We start from the raw sequence: 17,644 nt of genomic DNA, 5'->3' as shown, positions 1-17,644 counted from the left end.
GTGATGGCGGGTAACCGGATTGCAGAAGTCGCCGGCGAGAAGGTCCTGCTAATAAGTGAACGCACCCCGGGATACCGCGCCGAGCTCGTGAAGGCGCTAGTAGCCACCATCAACGTGCAGCAGGAAGGTCTGTCCGAGAAAGGGCGGCGGGACAAGATCACCAAGCTGGTCGAGGCGTTGGGCAGCAAGGTCTCCGCGCAGGGCGGGGAGGCGTAGTGCGCCTCATCCGCACTCATATCGAGAACTTCAAGCTGCTGGAGAACGTGAAGATCAACTTCTCCACCGACCCGAAGAAGCCACTAACAGTGATTCGGGCGGAGAACGGCTCGGGCAAGACCTCGATCTTGTACGCGCTGCTTTGGGCGTTCTACGGGATGCCAGGGCTCCCCGACTCCGCCCGTCGCTTGACATCCACGGCGCTACCTGCCGGCACGCCGGTCGAGATCTCGGTCATGGTGGAGTTCGAACACACCGATGACAACGACATCACGACGCGCTATCGGGTTGTTCGCAGCGTGACGGAGACGCCGCAAGCCGGCGACAAGGTCGACCGGGGGCGTGACCGCGTTCGGCTGTTCAAGATCACGTCTGCCGGCGAAGACGAGATCGAGGGCGCCGACGCGCTGATCGGAAAGTTCATCCCGCTGCGGTTGAAGGACATCTTCTTCACCAACGGCGACGACGTTCAGACCTTCATCTCGGGGAGCGTGTCCAGCCAGCAGCGGCAAGACCGAGTCCATCGGTCAATCAGGATGTTGCTGAGCTTGGACACGCTACGCACAGCCAAGGAAGACCTGGAATTCGTCTTCAAGAAGCTCCGCGCTGAGGTCTCAAGGTCAGGCGGCTCGGACACGTCCAAGCTCGAAACTGCCCTCGAAGAAACCGAGGCAGAACTCGCCGACGAGAGGGCTCGTTCGGACGAGGTCACAGAGCAACTCGCCAACATGACCGAGCAGAAGAACAACTGGGAAAAGGAACTCAACGGGCTGCGCGGTTTCGGTGATCTCGATGAATTGAACACGCGCATCGAAACGGCCGAGCGCGATCGCGAGCTTCTGGAGAAGGCGCGCGCCCGCGCGCTCGGTCGCATGCGGGAGGCGCTGCGTTCGGAGGCGATCTCCTGGACACTGATGAGTGACCAGCTCGACGAGGGAATGAAGCTGCTCTCCGACCTCGTGGACCGACGCGTCATTCCTGGAACCTCTATCGAGGTACTCACCGACCGGCTCGAGTTGAAGGAATGCATCTGCGGTGAAGCGCTGGAGCCAGGCTCCGGGCACCGTCATCGCGTCGAGCAGCTCAGAGACGAGCAACGAGCCGAGTCAGACAGCAGGCAACGACTCACAGGCCTCTTCCACACAGCTCGGCAGGCGCGCGCCGCCGAGGACGCCCGACAAGAGCAGAACGACGCGTACGGAGATCAACGCCTGAAGTTGCTCAGTGAGTTCACCGACGCCAAGGACTCGCTCGCAGCCAAGGCAACGGAACTCGAGCAACTCAAGGAGCGGCGCAGGCAGATCGACGAGGACCGCGTCCGCGACCTCACCGGAAAGATCGCCGGCGTCGAGCGAAAGATCGGCGACGCCAGGACCGAGTTCGGCGGGATCCAGGCGAGAATTCAGCAACTCGATGACCGCCGACAGGTGCAGGACCAACAACTGCGCGAAGCGGAGAAAGCGGTGCGCGCGAGCGGCGATTTGGTTGTCAAACGCGACGTCTCTCAAGACCTTGCCGCGCTCGCCGCAGGCACGCTAGAGATGCTCGAGGGCGACTACGTTCGTCGTGTGTCCGACCGCATGAACGAACTGTTCATGGACATTGTCGGATCACACCCCGGGTTCGAGGCCGGCGTGTTCGAAGGCGTCCACATCGATGAGAACTACAACATCATCGTCGACACGCACGACGGCCGGACGCTGGATACGGACTTCGAGTTGAACGGTGCGTCACAGCGTGCCCTGACCGTCTCGTTCATCTGGGCGCTGATGGAGGTCTCCGGCACGACAGCACCACGCATCATCGACACCCCACTCGGGATGATCACCGGCGGCGTGAAAACGCGGATGGTCGACCGCATCACCAGGCCGTCAGGCGCCGATCTCCCCGACTTCCAGGTGGTGCTGTTGCTCACGCGCTCCGAGATTCGCGACGTCGAAGAGCTCCTTGACAACAGTGCCGGCGAGATCGTCAGCATCTCGTGTTCGAAGGACTACCCGACCGACCTCGTCAACCCCTGGGGTATCGACCATCCGGTCGTCCGCGCCTGCTCATGTGACCATCACCAGTCGTGCCGAATCTGCGCCCGTCAGTACGACGACCGGCACGGAATCGACTTCCGGGACGTGGAGGCTGCAGTCTGATGCCCGCCGCCGTCGCGAACCCCTATGCCAACCAGGACCTGTTCATCGCGAGCGACGTCAGAGATCGCATGGATGACCTCGTCTCACGTTCCGCGCAGGACGCCCGGCCGTTCGCCCGTCAGGTTGATGCCTGGTGGGTGGCGCTCGGCATCGGCGTTCGACTCCGCCAACGCACACCCCTGCCAGACAAGACCGTGAAGTTCAACGACGGCACAATCCTGGCGACCGACCCGTGGCGCATCACGCATCTCGAATTGCTGGCCCTCGCCGTCGAAGGCAAGGGCGTCCTCGACAGCCCCGCCCAGGTGATCCGCATCGCCACCGAGTACGCCAACGCCGGGTTCGCTTGGCTCATCGAGAAGCTGCTTGGCGAGGCGGAGCCGACTCTTACCTTGACCAACCGGCTCTCTGAGTTCGCCTAAGTCAGTCGAGCTCGTCCAAGGTTCCGGCGAGCTCCGCAAGAGCCTGCTGGAGCGCCTCGTCGGCGACCGGACGCGGCAGCAGGTCGGCGAGCCGGTCGTCGCCACGTTGACGTAGGACACGGAAAACATCCGCGGCAGCGACGTCGATCGCCCTCGCCACGGCCGCCAACTGATCGGCTCCGAGATCAAGTCCCGACATCATTCGCACGGCCTCATCACTAGAGGCGGCGTCCAAAAGCGCCCTTGTCACGAGGTGCCCGACGACGTTCTTCTCGACGACATCGAATTCGAGCCGAAGGAAGTCGCCTTCCGCAGCGCCGACATCATCAGCGAGTCCCCTGACCGACCCGAGCGAAGGCCCCAACCCTGAGGTCGCGGGCCAAGTCACGGCCACCGTGCCGTCCGCGGCCGAGAACGACTGTGGCTGGCCCGGCCGCACGCCCAAGGCCGCGGCAAACTGCTCCGGGCACTGCCTGCCGCTGCCGCGGACAACATCTTTGTCGACGGTCACCAAGTACGAGATGCGGCTGGCGTCGAGGCGGAAACAACCGCGGGCCCGAGACAGTCCGGAAGCGAGCTGGAAGGCCTCGTCCTCACGCCGCAGGCGGACGACCCCGCCCTCCACTACAAACATCGGCGCCTCGACGTAGACGCGGACGGAGGCTGCGCTCACGCCGAACAGGCGCACGAGCTCGTCGACGAGGTCGCTGATGCGAGCGCTGCCACCCCACTCGACGATGCGCTGGGCAATCTCTTCCGCGATGCCCGTGTATTCCTCGAGGTCCCACGCGCGCAGCGCCCAGTCGTTCTTGTTGACGCGCATCAGCCGCGGATCTTCGAAGAACCGGTTCCGGACGCCTCGCGGGCTGTGCCCTTCACCAACGTCGTCGAGAAGCGACTCTACCGTGCACGGGCTGCCTCGCATCGCCAGCAACGTCACGCACTTGTCCACGACCGAACCCGACCAAACGGCGACGCGGTCGCCCATGACACGGAAGCGGCCGGTGTGCTGCAGCCAAACGCTCCGGAAGAGGGTGTTGATTCCATTGGCGTCCAGCCACTCGTCGATCGTCTCGAACGACAGCGTGCGGCTTGCGTCCGCCGCTGACTCCAGGGCTCGACCGTCGGGGAACTCCGAGCCGCGGCGGATGTGCCAGCCGTCGCGAAGGTTGAACGGACCGGCCAGGTACAACAGCAGCGCCTTCAGCTCGCTCGCACCTTCATCCGTCTGGCTGCGGCACGCACGGTCGATCGCCTGAACGGTCTCGGGTGCATCCGCTGGAGCGAAGCTGCGCAACGTATCGGCGAGGTCGGCGCTGCGCCAGGTAAGGGGGAGGAACTGCCGCTCGGTCAGCGAGCGTGTCAGGTGCTCGATCAGCTTCGTCTGCAGCTGACGTACTCGCTCGCGGGTAAGGCCGACCTGCTGGCCCACCTGATCGAGAGTCGCCGGCGTCGAGCTCAGGAGCCGCTGCTCCAGGATGACCCGCTGGGCGCCCGCGAACCGGTCCAGCAGCGCCGCGCTCAACTCGGCGACGTCTGCGTTCACGAGATCGGGGTCGGCGACGTCTTCGAGTCGTTGGCCGGCGACTGCATGCCACAAAGCGGCGACGGGCTCAGGCAACTGCAGTCCGGCGGCCGGCTGCACCAGGCCCTTGAACTCGTCGAGCTGCCGCTCACGTAGTGCCCACGCCGCGAGGGTCCGCAGGCCGTCTGTGATCCGGGCGACTGCGGGGTCGAGCGGCTCTCGCTGGGGCGGTAGCGCCTCGTCCTGCTCCAACGTCAACGGCTCCTCGACCACTGGGGCGCCAGAGCCCTTCTGATTCCCGACCGCGGCTACTGCGAGGCAGGCAAGGTCGAGGACTGTCTGCGCGCCCGCTCCCCGGAATTGGCCGAGGTCGTAGACGGACAGGCCGGCCAGGTCCGCCCACGTCGTGACGTCGTGGCGGCGAAGGAGGTTCTGCGTCCGGGTGCGTAGCAGGTGGCTTGGGATCTGGACGTTCCAGTCCCGCAGCCCGGGCAGCAGGTCGCCCACAGGACGATCTTCGAACCGGACCATCGCCTTCGCGATGGCGTCCGCGGTCTGCTGCCAGTCGTCGCGACGCCTGAGAGCATCGAGATCGCCGCGGAGATCCAGCCCGAGCGATTCTTCGACGGTAGGCAGCTCAACGAGGAACGGGAAGGCGGCGCGGACGGTCGGCATGACGGCAGCTACATACGGGTCGGACGGAGCCGGCACACTTGACGGGCCTCCAGGTGTGAACAATGCGGACGTACTCGACGACGGGCCCGAAAAGGGCGCTCTTCGGGATGGTAAAGCCCATCCGGGGTCGGCGGCGGGCGTCCGAGACATCGGACCGCTATCGCCAGGAGCAGTCTGTGCCGGCCAATCGCCCTGGCGCTCGGGGATGGGCTCATCTCGCGCGACCAGCACGTCTTCGACTACGGGTGCGGGCGGGGGGGGGGTATGTCCGAGCATTGCGCGCCTTAGGTGTCGCCGCCGATGGCTGGGATCCCGCCCATGCGCCACATGAACCCCGGCGGCGCGCTCATGTCGTCAACCTCGGTTACGTGATCAACGTCGTCGAGGATCCGCAGGAGCGACGGCAGGTGTTGGTCGATGCGCGGGCCCTGGCGGACCGCATGCTGATCGTGTCCGCGAGGCCTGCGTGGTCCACGCCGTCGTAATTCGCGTTAGCGCGGTTCTACTCCCGCCTGACGCAAGCGCCAGCGCGCCGCTTCCCGGTGCTGATCGTCGAATAGAGGCTCCCACCTAGGGTTGAGCGCAGCCCACTCGACCGTCAGCTCCGGCCTGCCAAGCGCGACCAGCCGTGAAAACCCACTCTGAATGTCACCACTCACGAGAAGCCGGCGCGCGGCTTCCGCAGCGCCAACCTGGCTCAGCATTGAAATCCAGACGGTCGGTGTGTATCCCAAGGACCGGCACTCGGCGATCGCCGCCTCCGACTCCACGTGAAACTCATGGTCGAGATCGGCATCCGGGCTCTCGTCCGTCACATCACTATCCGTCGAGTTCATAGCTGAGAGCGCAGACGAGTGATCGCATCCTCAATGTCGCGATCGATGGATCCCGGAAACGGGATGTAGGCGGCCTTAGTTGCGTTCCGGCCCTGCTCCCAGAACATCCGAAGGGTCGCCGCATGCACAAGGAAGGTCTCGAAACTCTGCGGAGCAGGAAACTCCACCAGCAGGCCGGCACTTCCCGTGATTAGGCCAGTTAGCTCGTCATTGATTTTAAGAATCTCTTCGACAACCTGCCTGCGGTGAGCGTCTTGCTCGGTCTTGATCTCCTCGACATGATCAATCAGGTGCCACTGGGTGACTCCGGGCTCAGCATCAGGCACGCCGGGGAGCTGTTTCCAGAGTTGTCGGCTGAGTCGGCGCCTCATGTACAGCGGGCCGTACAGCTCGTTGAGCTGGCGAACCCGATAGTCACGCTGCCGCTGAGCCTCAGCAGCTCGGTTCGTGGCGAGATTCCCGCGGTAAGAGAGCCCCGCTGCTGCGATGGCAGCTACAGCGGCCACTCCTGCTGCGAGCAATGTGACATCGATACCCCAGACTTTCGTGGCAGCATCGGCAGCGACGAGCGAAATCAACTATCGGGCCTTCCGCGCGAAGACGTTTACCCACGAACCGCGAACCACGCCCGGCTCCGTCGCGCTCGTTAGGACTGTCAAGCCGACGCTTTGCAACATCGCATTCAGATCGCCACCGTCGTAGTAATGGAACCATCGTCGACCGGCGTACGAAGCGCGCCATTCCGGTTCGCCGCCCGTCGCGACCGAAAGGAAGACGACTCCACCAGGCGTCAGCACGCGCTCGACTTCAGCGAGAGCCATCACCGTCTGCGGCCGCGACAGATGAACCAGCGAAGCGCATTGCCAGACACCGCCGAACGTCGCCGCCGAGAAGGGAAGACGGCGGAGGTCACCGCGAACCAGCAAGCCGCCTTGCACGGAGCGGCGAGCAAGTCTGAGCATTCCCGTGGACCGATCGAGACCAACTGCACGGATACCCTGAGCTCTCAGCCAGGCAAGATCCCGACCAGAACCACAGCCCGCATCTAGCGTGATGCTGCCTAGCGGAATCAGTTCGGCGAAGCGATCGAGATACACCCCCATGTCGACTTGCGCGAACCGTCGTCCATAGACATCGGCGCCGAGGTCGTATGTGGCAATCGTCTCGGCTACCAACCCCGCCTCGCACTTGCTCTCCAGCGCGCCGGCCTGACCAATCGACATGGTCGGAACTTACTGCGAGCCCCCGACACATTCCCGGTTAGCAGAGGCATCCTCGGGCCTAAATGGGCACGCGCAGCGGGAGCTTTGCGGGGTCGGCCCGGATCGATCTTGAAGTGCATCAAGGCGATGATCGTCGATCGGCTCAGGCGTTTGTGGCGCCTTCACGGTGCCGCACGAGTCACCGGACGTGTCCCTGCGTCCCCCCAGGTTCACGGACGAGCCACGGACGAATGATCAAGGGGCCTGATCACCCGAATGGGTGATCAGGCCCCTGACCTGGGGTTTTACTAGTAGCGGGGACAGGATTTGAACCTGTGACCTCTGGGTTATGAGCCCAGCGAGCTACCGAGCTGCTCCACCCCGCGTCGGTCTCATCACGATAGCCCGGGCCCGCGACGGGCAGCAAACCCAGCGGTTGTCAGCTCCGCGCCGCCGCACCCGCCATCCGCCTGGGCGCCGGGATCCGGGCGCCGGCGCCGCCGCCGCAGACCTCTTCGAGCCAGGCGGCCATGTCCGCCGCCGGCATCGGCTTGGCGAACAGGTACCCCTGGATCAACGTGCAGCCGAGCTGGCGAAGCTTGGTGAGCTGCCCGGCGCTTTCCACGCATTCGGCGACCGTCGTGATCTGTAGCGTCTGCGCCAGCGTCACCACCGCCATGACGATGGCGTTGTCGACCACGCTGGTGTCGATGTCGTGGACGAAGCTGCCGTCGATCTTCACGACGTCGATCGGGAAGCGCTTGAGGTAGTTCAGCGACGAGTGCCCGGTGCCGAAGTCGTCGATCGCGACTCGTACGCCGATCGCCTTGAGGCGCGCCAGCGTCTGGATCGTCCACTCGATGTCCCGCATGGCGAGGGTCTCGGTGATCTCGAGGCACAGCCGTTCGGGCGGCAGGTCCGCGGCGACCAGCGCGTCACGTACGACGTCGACGAGCTCGCTGTCCTGGAACTGGCGCGCCGACAGGTTCACGCTGATGCCGAGCGCGACGCCTTGGGTGGTCTCCCACGACTTGCACTGCCGGCACGCTTCGCCCAGCACGAGCGCGCCGAGCGGCAGGATCAGCCCGGTCTCCTCGGCGATCGGGATGAAGTCGGCGGGTGAGACCAGCCCGCGGGTCGGGTGCGGCCACCGCACGAGTGCCTCGGCGTCCTCGGGGCGACCGCTCACCGCGTCGACGAGCGGCTGGAAGAAGACCTCGATAGCGCCCTCGATGATCGCCGCCCGCAGGTCGGTCTCCAGGTCGAGCTGCTCCGCCGACCGGCTGGTGCCTCCGGCAAACTGCCGCCAGCGGCCGAGCCCTTCGGCCTTCGCGTCGTACATCGCCAGGTCGGCGTCGTGCAGCAGGTCGTCGCCTGTCGCGTCGGGTCGTGAGATCGCGACGCCCACGGACAGGCTCGCCACCACCGTGCGCTGCGCGGCGACCTCGATCGGCTCCTGCATCGCGCGCACGATCCGGTCGGCCAGCTCGTGGACGGCGACCACTCCGTCGATGTCCTCGAGCAGCAACGTGAACTCGTCGCCACCGAAGCGCGCGACGGTGTCTCCTTCTCGCACCAGCGAGCTGAGTCGCAGCGCGATCTCCTGCAGCAGCCGGTCACCGGCCTGATGGCCGAGGCTGTCGTTGATCAGCTTGAAGCGGTCGACGTCGATGAAGACGACGGCGCTGGTAGACGCGCCCCGCGACGTCCGCATCAGTGCCTGGTCGAGCCGGTCGATGAACAGCCGCCGATTGGCCAGGCCGGTCAGCTGGTCGTGGAACGCGTGATGGGTGAGCTGCGCTTCATAGTTGGTGCGTTCGGTGTCGTCCCGGAAGGCGAGTACGACGCCGGCAACGCCGTCGCTGCCGTGGGTGGGAGCGCAGGTGTAGCTGATCGGGAGCAACCGGCCGTCGCCGAGCAGGAGCGTCATCGAGGCGGTCAACGTCGTCTGCGACTGCATGCAGCGGCGTACCGGCGCAAGCAGCTGTTCGGCGACCGGATGGCTTCGATCGAAGTCCTCCAACGTCATCGCGAGCAGGGATTCCGCAGCGGCGTTCCAGAACGTCGGCCGCTCGGCTGCGTCGAACGCGCACACGCCCTCGGCGATGTTGCCGAGCACCGCCGCGATCTCGCGGCGCTGCTGCTGCACCTCCGAGTACAGCGCCGCGTTGGCGAACGCGCCCTCGGCGATGGTCGCGAGCGCCTTCAGGAGTCGCTGGTCCTCGGCGTCGAACGGCTCGCCGGGGTTGCGTCCGGTCACGACCAGCCAGCTGCCGGATCCGCCGAGCGGGGCGGTCGGTACGCCGTCGCCGGGCCGACGCGGCTGGACCTTCGCCGTCCCGCGAAGCACCCGTGACGCGATCGCCTCGAGCGTGTTCGAGACCTGTCCTTCCGCCATCGCGGCGTGGATGTCGTGTGCCGCGTCGAGCAGGCCCAGGACGCGATCGCGGTCCCGGCGGGCATCGAAGTGGCCGGCCAGCACCTGCCGCAACAAGACGAAGACCACGGGCACCGCGCACAGCGCCCATGACGTGCTCGCCGCTGCGAGGCCGGCAAGCAGCCCGGTGGTGGTGCCGACGGCGACGAGCAGCAGGCGCGTCGTCCACGCCTCCCGCCATGCTTCCCGGAACGGCTGGTTGGCGACCGTCTTGAGCAGCACCCCGACCAGCACGGCGTTGACCGCGATGAACGTCACGACGCCGGCGAGGGTCGCCGGCACGAGCGTCGGGGTGACCTGCCCGGGGGTGCGGCCGACCGCATCCGCGACTGTCACCGCCGCCGCGGCGGACAGCGTGAACAGCGCGGTGTTGAAGGCGGTCTTCACCGGCTGGCGGCGTCGCCAGATCTGGGCTGCGAGCTGAGCCACGGCGAACAGCAGGACGGTGACTCCGGAGGGAACGAGCGCGATGACCACCGCGAGCAGGCCGTCGTCGAGGCTGACCGCCTCGGAGTAGTTGGGGCCGTAGATCAGCAGCGGGAACCGGTTCGACACCAGCAGCAGCGCCCCGAGCACGGCGAGGGCCGCGATGCTGCCTGCGCCGGAGCGCGTCGCCGCGTCGGCGGCACCGACAGCTGTCGCGATGGCAGCGACCGTGACGACGGTGATGAGCAGGCGAGCCCGCATCGGCAGGCCGGTCATCGAGCGGTCACGACCATGACGAGGAGTTCCACGCAGAGGCGTTCCAGGCGCTGGCGTTCCACGCGGACGCGTTCCAAGACGACGCGTTCCAGGCCGAGGCGTTCCAGGCCGAGGCGTTCCACGCGGACGCGTTCCAGGCCGAGGCGTTCCAAGCGCTGGCGTTCCAGGCTGAGGCGTTCCACGCGGACGCGTTCCACGCCGACGCCGTGACGTTCGTGCTGTAGTTCGCCGGGTTCCACGACGAGACCGACCACGTCGACAGCAGCGGGATCGAGACTCCGGGGACCGCCGGGATCGCCAGCCCGAGGAAGCGCTGCTGGTTCAGCGATACGGCGGGGGCGGTCGCCGCGTCGTACGCGTCGAGCACACCATGACCCTCGAGCGACGCGTTGCCGGTAGGGCCGGGGGTGGCGGTGGCGAGCAGTCGCGCCTTGATCTCGTCCGGTGTCGCCGAGGGGTTCTGCTCGGCGACCAGGGCGGCCGCGCCGCTGGTGATCGCCGCGGAGAACGACGTGCCGGACCCGACGAAGTTCGCGGCGCCGACCTCTGCGCTGGGGTAGGTCTGGTCGATGGTCGAGCCGGGTGCGCGGAGGCTGACCACCGAGCGACCGGAGGCGACGAGGTCGGGCTTGAGCCAGCCGTTGGCGGAGGTCGGTCCCTCGCTGCTGAACGCGGGGACCGACGCGTTGCCGCCGCCGGCGGTTGCGGTGTCGTCGAGTGCACCGACGGTGACGACGTCGGGGTCGTCGCCGGGCGAGGTGATGGTGCCCTGGCCCGGACCCGAGTTCCCGGCCGAGGTGACCACGGTGATCCCGGCTTGCCACGCGCTCTCGACCGCCTGGTCGAGCGGGTTCAGCTGCGTCGGTCCGGTCGGCACCTCGCCGAGGGACATGTTGAGCACCTTGATGCCGTACGCCGCCCGGTTGTTGATCGCCCAGGCGATGCCCTCGATGACCTTCGCGACGTCGGTGACGCCGGTGGCGCCCGCCACCTTGATCGACACCAGGTTCGCGCCGGGCGCCTCACCCGGGTACGCGCCAGCCGACGAGGCGCCGCTGCCGGCGATCAGGCCCGCGACGAACGTGCCGTGACCGTAGCTGTCCTGGAGTGGGTTGCCGGCGCCGGAGAAGTCGACGCCGCCGATCAGTCGGCTGCCGAAGTCCGGGATTGGGTCGATGCCGGTGTCGAGGACCGCGACGCCGACCCCCGAGCCGTCGACGCCGTTCGCCGCGAGCTTCGTCGCGCCGGTCGAGGCCGGAAACGAGCTGGCGGCCGCGGGCGCCGTCGCGGGCAGTGCGCCGACGAGCCCGTCGACGGCGACCGGAGCGTCCGGACTGGTGACCAGCCCCAGCGCGTCGAGCAGGTTGAGCGCAGCGTTCGACGGGACCTGGGCGACGACGCCGTCAATCAGAGGAAGCGGCGTCGTGGTGTGACCGCCGACCGTCGACACCAGCGTCTCGACGACCGACACGGCCGGCCCCTGGACGATCACCGTGACCGGCGTCGAGGCGGCGGCCGGCGCAGCTGCGCTCAGCCCGCCGGCGAGCAGCCCGCCCGACAGGATCGCGGCGGCGAGCCGCCGTACCTTCGAGGGCGCCGGTCGACCGCGCATCGTCTGCCTCCTCCGGCTTCGCGCGGCATGGGTGCGCGATGAGCCTTTGGTGAGCATTGCCGGGACCCGTATCCATCTGAATAGCGGATCGTTGTCATTTAGCCGTTCCTGGCATGGCCCGGATTAGTCATGGCCGGGCTAGTCACCCCGCGACGCGTTACGGCGACGTGCCGCCGGCAGCGGCCGCGACCCGGGCCAGGTCGGACTTCAGGGCAGTCTCGTCCCGCCCGTACGCCGCGAAGTCACCGCGTCGCAGGTCCGCCTCCGCGTTTCGCTCGTCCTGCTGCGCATCGGCGATCGCCTGCCGCAACGCCGCGGACGCCGGCGCGCCGGTCGTCGGGGGTGAGGTCGTGGTGGAGCCGGTCGACGTCCCGGAGCTGCCGGACGCGGGTGGCGCCGCTCCCTTCACGCCGAACACCTGGTTGAGGGCGGCGTCGAGCGTCGGCTGGTACGCCGCGTTGCCGTCGGAGTAGACGAGGAACTCGCGCAGCACCGGGAAGGACTGCCCGCCGGAGGCCTGCACGTACAGCGGCTCGACGTACAGCATCGAGCCGGCGACCGGGATGGTGAGCAGGTTGCCCTTGATGATCACCGAGCCACCGGAGCTCAGCAGCGTCAGCTGAGGGGAGATGGTCGTGTTGGAGTCGAGCTCGTTCTGCACCTGACCCGGACCGGCCAGCCCGGCGTTGGCCGGCAACGTGAGCAGGGTGAACTTGCCGTAGTCCGGACCGGGTTGGGAGTCGACCGACAGGTACGCGGTGAGATTTCGCCGGGTGAGCGAGACCAGCGGCGAGGTCAACGAGAAGACCGGTGTCGTCGTGCCGCCGTCCGGCGACATCGTCAGGTAGTAGGACGGCTGCGGCACCGTCGACTCGCCGTTGTTGAGCGTCGGGTCGTAGGGGACGTTCCAGAACTCGGTGCCGTTGTAGAACGAGCGCGGATCGGTCACGTGGTAGTGCGCGATCAGAGTCCGCTGGATGTTGAACAGGTCCTCCGGGTATCGAAGGTGCGCGATCAGGTCGGTCGGCATGTCCGACTGCGGCTTGACGACACCGGGGAAGGCCTTCTCCCAGGTCTGGAGGACCGGGTCGGGCTGCGGGTCAGGCGTCCACGCGGTCTTCACCTGGTTCCACTCGTAGAGCGTGACCTGGCCGGTGTAGGCGTTGACGGTCGCCTTGACCGAGTTGCGGATGTAGTTGATCTGCGCATTGCGCTGCGACGCGACCGCGTTGGTGGTCGTGTTCAGCGACGTCTTGGTCGACGAGCTCAGCGACTCCTGCTCCGAGTACGGGAAGCCGTCGCTGGTCGTGTAGCCGTCGACGACCCACAGGATCTGCCCGTTGACGACGACCGGGTACGGGTCGCCGTCGAGGGTGAGCCAGGGAGCGACCTTTGCGACCCGCGAGCGGGGGTCGCGGATGTAGAGGATGCGGGAGTCCTGGTTGACCCCGCTGGACAGCAGGATGTTCTTGTCCTTGAACTTCCACGCGTACAGCAGCTGCTTGAAGAACGAACCGATCGGTACGCCGCCACCGCCGGCATAGGTGAAGTTGGTCTGACCGGAGCCGCTATCGGTCGGCAGGTCGAGCTCACGGGGTCGGGCGCCGGGCGGCGCGCCAACGATCGAGTAGTTCGGGGAACCGTCGCCGAAGTAGATCCGCGGCTGGAACTTGTCGTCCGTCGTCGTCTGCAGGTTGCTGATCGACCCGGTCGGTGGCAGGTCGGACTCGACGAAGTCGGGGGAGCCGTCGGATTGCGCGGTGTCCGCCTGTGCCGCGACGACGCCGTAGCCGTGGGTGTAGACGAGGTGGTCGTTGATCCAGTTCCGCTGGCTGGGCTGCAGGCCGCTGAGATTGATGTTGCGGGTCCCGATCACCACGTCGGTCAGCCCGCCGTTCCTGCTCAGCGGGTAGCGGTCGACGTCGAGGGAGTCCTCGAAGGAGTAGAACGACCGCTGCTGTTGCAGCTGCTCGAAGGTCTGCGACACGACGTTCGGGTCGAGCACCCGGAGCTGGGCGTCCTGGCTGACCTGCTGCCGCTGCTGGGCGGGGGTCTCGGTGGACACCCCGGCGTACTGTTCGGTCGTCACGTTGTTCGTGCCGATGCCGTAGGCGAGCGTCGTCTCGTCGATGTTGCGATGGATGTAAGGCGCTTCGAGGTCCTGCGCGCTCGGCTTCACCTTGAACTGCTGGACCAGCGCCGGGTAGGCGCCGCCGATCACGAGTGCCGAGATGACCATCAGCCCGAACGCGACGGCCGGCAGCATCCAGTTGCGCGTGTAGATGTTGGCGAAGAACAGCAACGAGCAGATGATCGCGACGAAGACGAGGATCGTCTTTGCGGGCAGCACGGCGTGGACGTCGGTGTACGACGGTCCGGTCACGATGCCCCGGCCGGAGAACGCCAGGCCGTAGCGGTCCAGCCAGTACGCGAACGCCTTGAGCAAGACGAACACTCCCAGCAGCACCGAGATGTGGACCCGTCCGGCCGGCGTCCACTTCGGTCCGGGGGTCTGCAGTCGCAACGAGCCGTAGAGATAGGCGGTCACGAGGGCGGCCACGAGGGAGACCGCAACCACCGCGAACAACGTGCCGAGCGTGAACCGTTGCATTGGATAGGTGAAGGCGAAGTACGAGATGTCCTTGTGGAACTGCGGGTCCTTCATCCCGAAGCGCGTCCCGTTGCGCCACATCAGCCAGGTCGCCCAATGGCGCGACGCCGTGGCGCCCGTGATGATCCCGATGAGCAGCGCGACCGCGGCGAGCAGCCAACCGCGCCACGGATGGATCAGCCGCCGGTACCGGTCGAGCTGCTGCTGCTCGAGGGAGTGCGGGGGCTCCTTGGGTCGCAGCTTGTAGGCGATGAAGATGTTCGTCGCGACGACGATGGCCATCACGCTGCCGAACAGGCAGAACAGCACGATCTCGGTGACCAGCCGTCTGCTGAACACCGACGAGTAACCGACGGAGCGGAACCACAACAAGTCGGTGAACTCGCTGGCGAAGACCGACCAGAGGATGAACAGGACAACGAGCACCGCGACTGCCACAGCGGCGATCTGCACGCGGCGATTCAGCGGCGGGAGCTGCGGGCGCGGCAGGTTGAACGTCACACCCGCAACCTATCGGCCGAGGTCGACGACCGCGCCGTCATCACTCGGCGGCGGCCGGAACCTCGATCGAGAACTCCGCACCCTTGGCCGGTTCCGAGCTGACTTCCAGCGTGAGGCCGAGGGCATCGGCGACCCGGGTCACGAACCCGAGCCCGAGCCCCATCCCGCCGACCTTGCGGGTGTCGGAGGCGTCGGCCTGGGAGAAGTCCCCGAGCAGCTCGCCCAGCCGGTCGGTGTCGATGCCCTCCCCGGCGTCGCGCACCGAGATGCTCACCGCGCCGCCCTCCGCGCGGGCCGCGCCCAGCGTGATCGACGTGCCCGGGGCGGTGTACTTCACGGCGTTGTCGGCGAGCTCGTCGAGAGCTTTTGCCAGCCAACGCGAGTCCACCTCGACGGGCGGGAGCTTGCCGGCGACCCGCCGATGCAGGTCCTTGGCACGCTCGGGGTACCGCTCCCGCCACGCGGCGAGCCGGTCGTCGACGAGGTTCGCGACGACGACCTTGTCGCGGGTCGGGGACACCCGTCCAGCGTCGAGCGCGGCGACGTCGACCAGCAGCTCGACCGCGCGGCTCATGCGTACCGTGCCCGCGAGGATCTCCGAGACGAACGTCTTCACCCGCTCCGGCGGCAGGTCAGGACGGCGCGCCAGCATCTCCGCATAGCCCCGGATCGGGGTCAGTGGCGTGCGCAGCTCGTGGCTGACGTTCGACAGGAACTCCGTCTTCAGCCGTTCGATCTCGCGCTCGCGGGTGCGGTCGGAGATGACGACCACTTCGCCCGGTTGACCCGACAGCGGGGCCCGCGAGACCCGGACCGCAATGGGCTCTTCGCCGTCCCCGCGGCTGAGCAGCCCGTCGGCGATCGCGAGCCCGCGGCCGGGACCGAGCAGCGGCGCGCCGTCCGGGCCACGTACGTCGACGGCGTCGGCGAGCTCGCGGCCGATGATGTCGGACTCGGTGCAGCCGAGCAGCTCCAGCGCCATCGGGTTCGCCGCGACGACGACACCGGTGCCGTCGGTCGTGACCAGGCCGTCGGTCATCGAGCTGACCACGGTCTCGAGCCGGGCGCGCAATCGCGCTTCGAGCTCCGCGGCGTCGCGCAGGTCGCCGGTCAGGCCGCGCAACGAGCTGGTCATGGCGTCGAACGCGCGCGCCAGCTCGCCGACCTCGTCCATGCTTTCGACCGCGACCGTGCTGTCGAGGTCTCCGGCGCGCACCCGCCCCGCCGCCAGCGTGAGGCGGCGCACCGGCTCCGAGATGCGCTGCGCCATCAGGAAGGCGACCATCGCGATCGTCACGAGAACTGCGAGCGCGGTGAGCACGAGCCGTCGCAACACGCTGCGCTGAGCCGCGAGCGCGGCACTGGCCGGTTGGCTCACCGCAAGTGTGGCGATCCGTACGTTGTCGTTGCCGGCGGCGGTGATCGGCACGAACGCGACGGTGGGTGCCGTGCCCTGCGCGGGAACCACTGTCGACAGCGTCGGGTCCTGGGACTCGATGCCGTTGGACTTGTCCTCGCTGAGCACCTGCGCCCGGTCCGGGGTGTTGAGGCTGCTGGCGATGACGTAGCCGTCGGCGATGATCGAGACGTCGTAGCCGATCTCGTTCTGCAGCGTCGCGAGGTAGCGGTCGACGAGCCCGATGCCGTAGATCGCGACGAACGACGGCTTCACCTGCGCGCTCACGCTGTTGGGCACTGCTGAGATCAGCGCGAGCTGGACGGGCGCGCCCGACAGCAGGATGGCGCCGGAAGCGACGGTCTGGAACGTCGAGCCGAGACGAAGCGCGCCGCGTACGACGTTGCTTCCTGCCAGCTGCAGCAGCGCGGTGTTCTCCAGCGCGGTCTTGTTCGGCGCGATGAGCTTGACGCCCTTGCCGGGCTGGTAGACCGCGGCGAAGTAGCTCGGGTCCTCGGCGAAGAACTGGAGGGTGGCCGGGCAGTTCTGCTTCCTCTGCTGGACGCACTCGACGAGCAGCTGCGCCAGCAGGCCGGCACGGGTCTCGAGGGACTGGAAGTTCTGCTGCTGGGTGTCGGCGACGCGCAGCAGCCGGTTCGACTGGTCGTGCTGCACCTCGGCCGCGACGCCGATGCCGACGACCGCGACCCCGCCCACCGCCATCGCGACGACGCCGGCAACGATGGCGGTGACGATCTTGCCCAGCAGGCTGGCGCGGGCGATCAGGCCGATGACGACGGCCAGCGCGATGCAGGCTGCGCCGCGCGCGGCCAGCTGCGCGAGTGCCGCATTCTTGTTCGTCGCGCTCGGCCCGGCGAGCGCTGCCGCCGTGGCGGTGAGGGCGAGTCCGGCGCCGAGCCATGCGCCGATCCGCCGGTCGCCACCTGGCCGGAAGCCGCGGAACACCGCCGTCGCCGCGGCGACGATCCCGACGATCCCCCCTGCCATCGCGACGGACGTCCGCGCCCCGAGCGGAGCGGTGATCGCGGGGAGCGCGGTGCTCGGGCGCTGAGGGGCGCCGTCGGCGAGGCCGAGCACGAGAAGCGCCAACGCGATCACCCGCAACAGCCCGATGCCGTCGGATGACGCGACATCGAGGTGGAGCGCGGTCAGGGCGTCCGCGGCCGCCATCGCGAGGGAGGCCATCACCACCACGGGCGTGGTGCGGCGCACCAGGCCGGGGAAGCAGCACGCAGCCGCGAAGCCCAGCCACACCGCCACAGCTGCCAGCTGGACGACGCCGAGCAGCGCAAACGGTACGGCGGGCGCCACGAATAGCCAGGCTAGAGGTCGCGGGGCGCCGAC

General features: G+C 67.6%; 11 protein-coding genes and 1 tRNA gene. 3 read left to right on the top strand and 9 right to left on the bottom strand.

The window, feature by feature from the left end:
* Window positions 1–3 precede the first annotated feature (3 nt).
* From VG899_13745 to VG899_13735, 3 genes are read left to right on the top strand one after another with little or no spacing between them, the layout of a single operon-like run.
* Window positions 4–216, top strand: a complete 213-nt coding sequence (locus VG899_13745) for a hypothetical protein (GenBank protein ID HWA67418.1) — start codon at window positions 4–6, stop codon at window positions 214–216.
* On the top strand, window positions 216–2,360 hold the full coding sequence (locus tag VG899_13740; GenBank protein HWA67417.1) for an AAA family ATPase: 2,145 nt from the start codon (window positions 216–218) through the stop codon (window positions 2,358–2,360). Before VG899_13745 ends, VG899_13740 begins: the two co-directional genes overlap by 1 nt.
* The gene (locus VG899_13735; protein ID HWA67416.1) at window positions 2,360–2,782 is read left to right on the top strand and encodes a hypothetical protein; all 423 of its coding nucleotides are present in this window, start codon (window positions 2,360–2,362) and stop codon (window positions 2,780–2,782) included. The genes VG899_13740 and VG899_13735 overlap by 1 nt, the downstream gene beginning before the upstream one ends.
* 1 nt (window position 2,783) lies before the next feature.
* Here VG899_13735 and VG899_13730 read toward each other — a convergent pair whose 3' ends face one another.
* The 9 genes from VG899_13730 to VG899_13690 all read right to left on the bottom strand — a co-directional run bounded on the left by VG899_13730 (window position 2,784) and on the right by VG899_13690 (window position 17,611).
* Window positions 2,784–4,982 (bottom strand): sigma factor-like helix-turn-helix DNA-binding protein, encoded by a 2,199-nt coding sequence (locus VG899_13730; GenBank protein HWA67415.1) that lies wholly within the window; start codon window positions 4,980–4,982, stop codon window positions 2,784–2,786.
* Window positions 4,983–5,473: 491 nt separating this feature from the next.
* Entirely contained in the window at window positions 5,474–5,797 is a 324-nt protein-coding gene (locus tag VG899_13725) for a hypothetical protein (protein ID HWA67414.1), read from the bottom strand.
* 17 nt (window positions 5,798–5,814) lie between these two features.
* Window positions 5,815–6,396 (bottom strand): hypothetical protein, encoded by a 582-nt coding sequence (locus tag VG899_13720; GenBank protein ID HWA67413.1) that lies wholly within the window; start codon window positions 6,394–6,396, stop codon window positions 5,815–5,817.
* Complete coding sequence (locus tag VG899_13715; protein ID HWA67412.1) at window positions 6,397–7,041, bottom strand: class I SAM-dependent methyltransferase; 645 nt, start codon at window positions 7,039–7,041, stop codon at window positions 6,397–6,399.
* 291 nt (window positions 7,042–7,332) lie between these two features.
* Window positions 7,333–7,406, bottom strand: a tRNA-Met gene (locus VG899_13710).
* A 53-nt stretch (window positions 7,407–7,459) separates the two neighbouring features.
* Window positions 7,460–10,159 (bottom strand): EAL domain-containing protein, encoded by a 2,700-nt coding sequence (locus tag VG899_13705; protein ID HWA67411.1) that lies wholly within the window; start codon window positions 10,157–10,159, stop codon window positions 7,460–7,462.
* Window positions 10,160–10,166: 7 nt separating this feature from the next.
* Entirely contained in the window at window positions 10,167–11,771 is a 1,605-nt protein-coding gene (locus VG899_13700) for a S8 family serine peptidase (GenBank protein HWA67410.1), read from the bottom strand.
* Window positions 11,772–11,928: 157 nt separating this feature from the next.
* Window positions 11,929–14,883 (bottom strand): UPF0182 family protein, encoded by a 2,955-nt coding sequence (locus tag VG899_13695; GenBank protein HWA67409.1) that lies wholly within the window; start codon window positions 14,881–14,883, stop codon window positions 11,929–11,931.
* Window positions 14,884–14,923: 40 nt separating this feature from the next.
* Entirely contained in the window at window positions 14,924–17,611 is a 2,688-nt protein-coding gene (locus VG899_13690; protein HWA67408.1) for an ATP-binding protein, read from the bottom strand.
* Window positions 17,612–17,644 lie beyond the last annotated feature (33 nt).

The sequence above is a fragment of the Mycobacteriales bacterium genome (assembly GCA_035550055.1).
Lineage (GTDB): Bacteria > Actinomycetota > Actinomycetes > JAFAQI01 > JAFAQI01 > DASZTV01.
The sequence above is the reverse complement of the archived record's forward strand: the minus strand, read 5'-3'. Positions and strand labels throughout refer to the sequence as shown.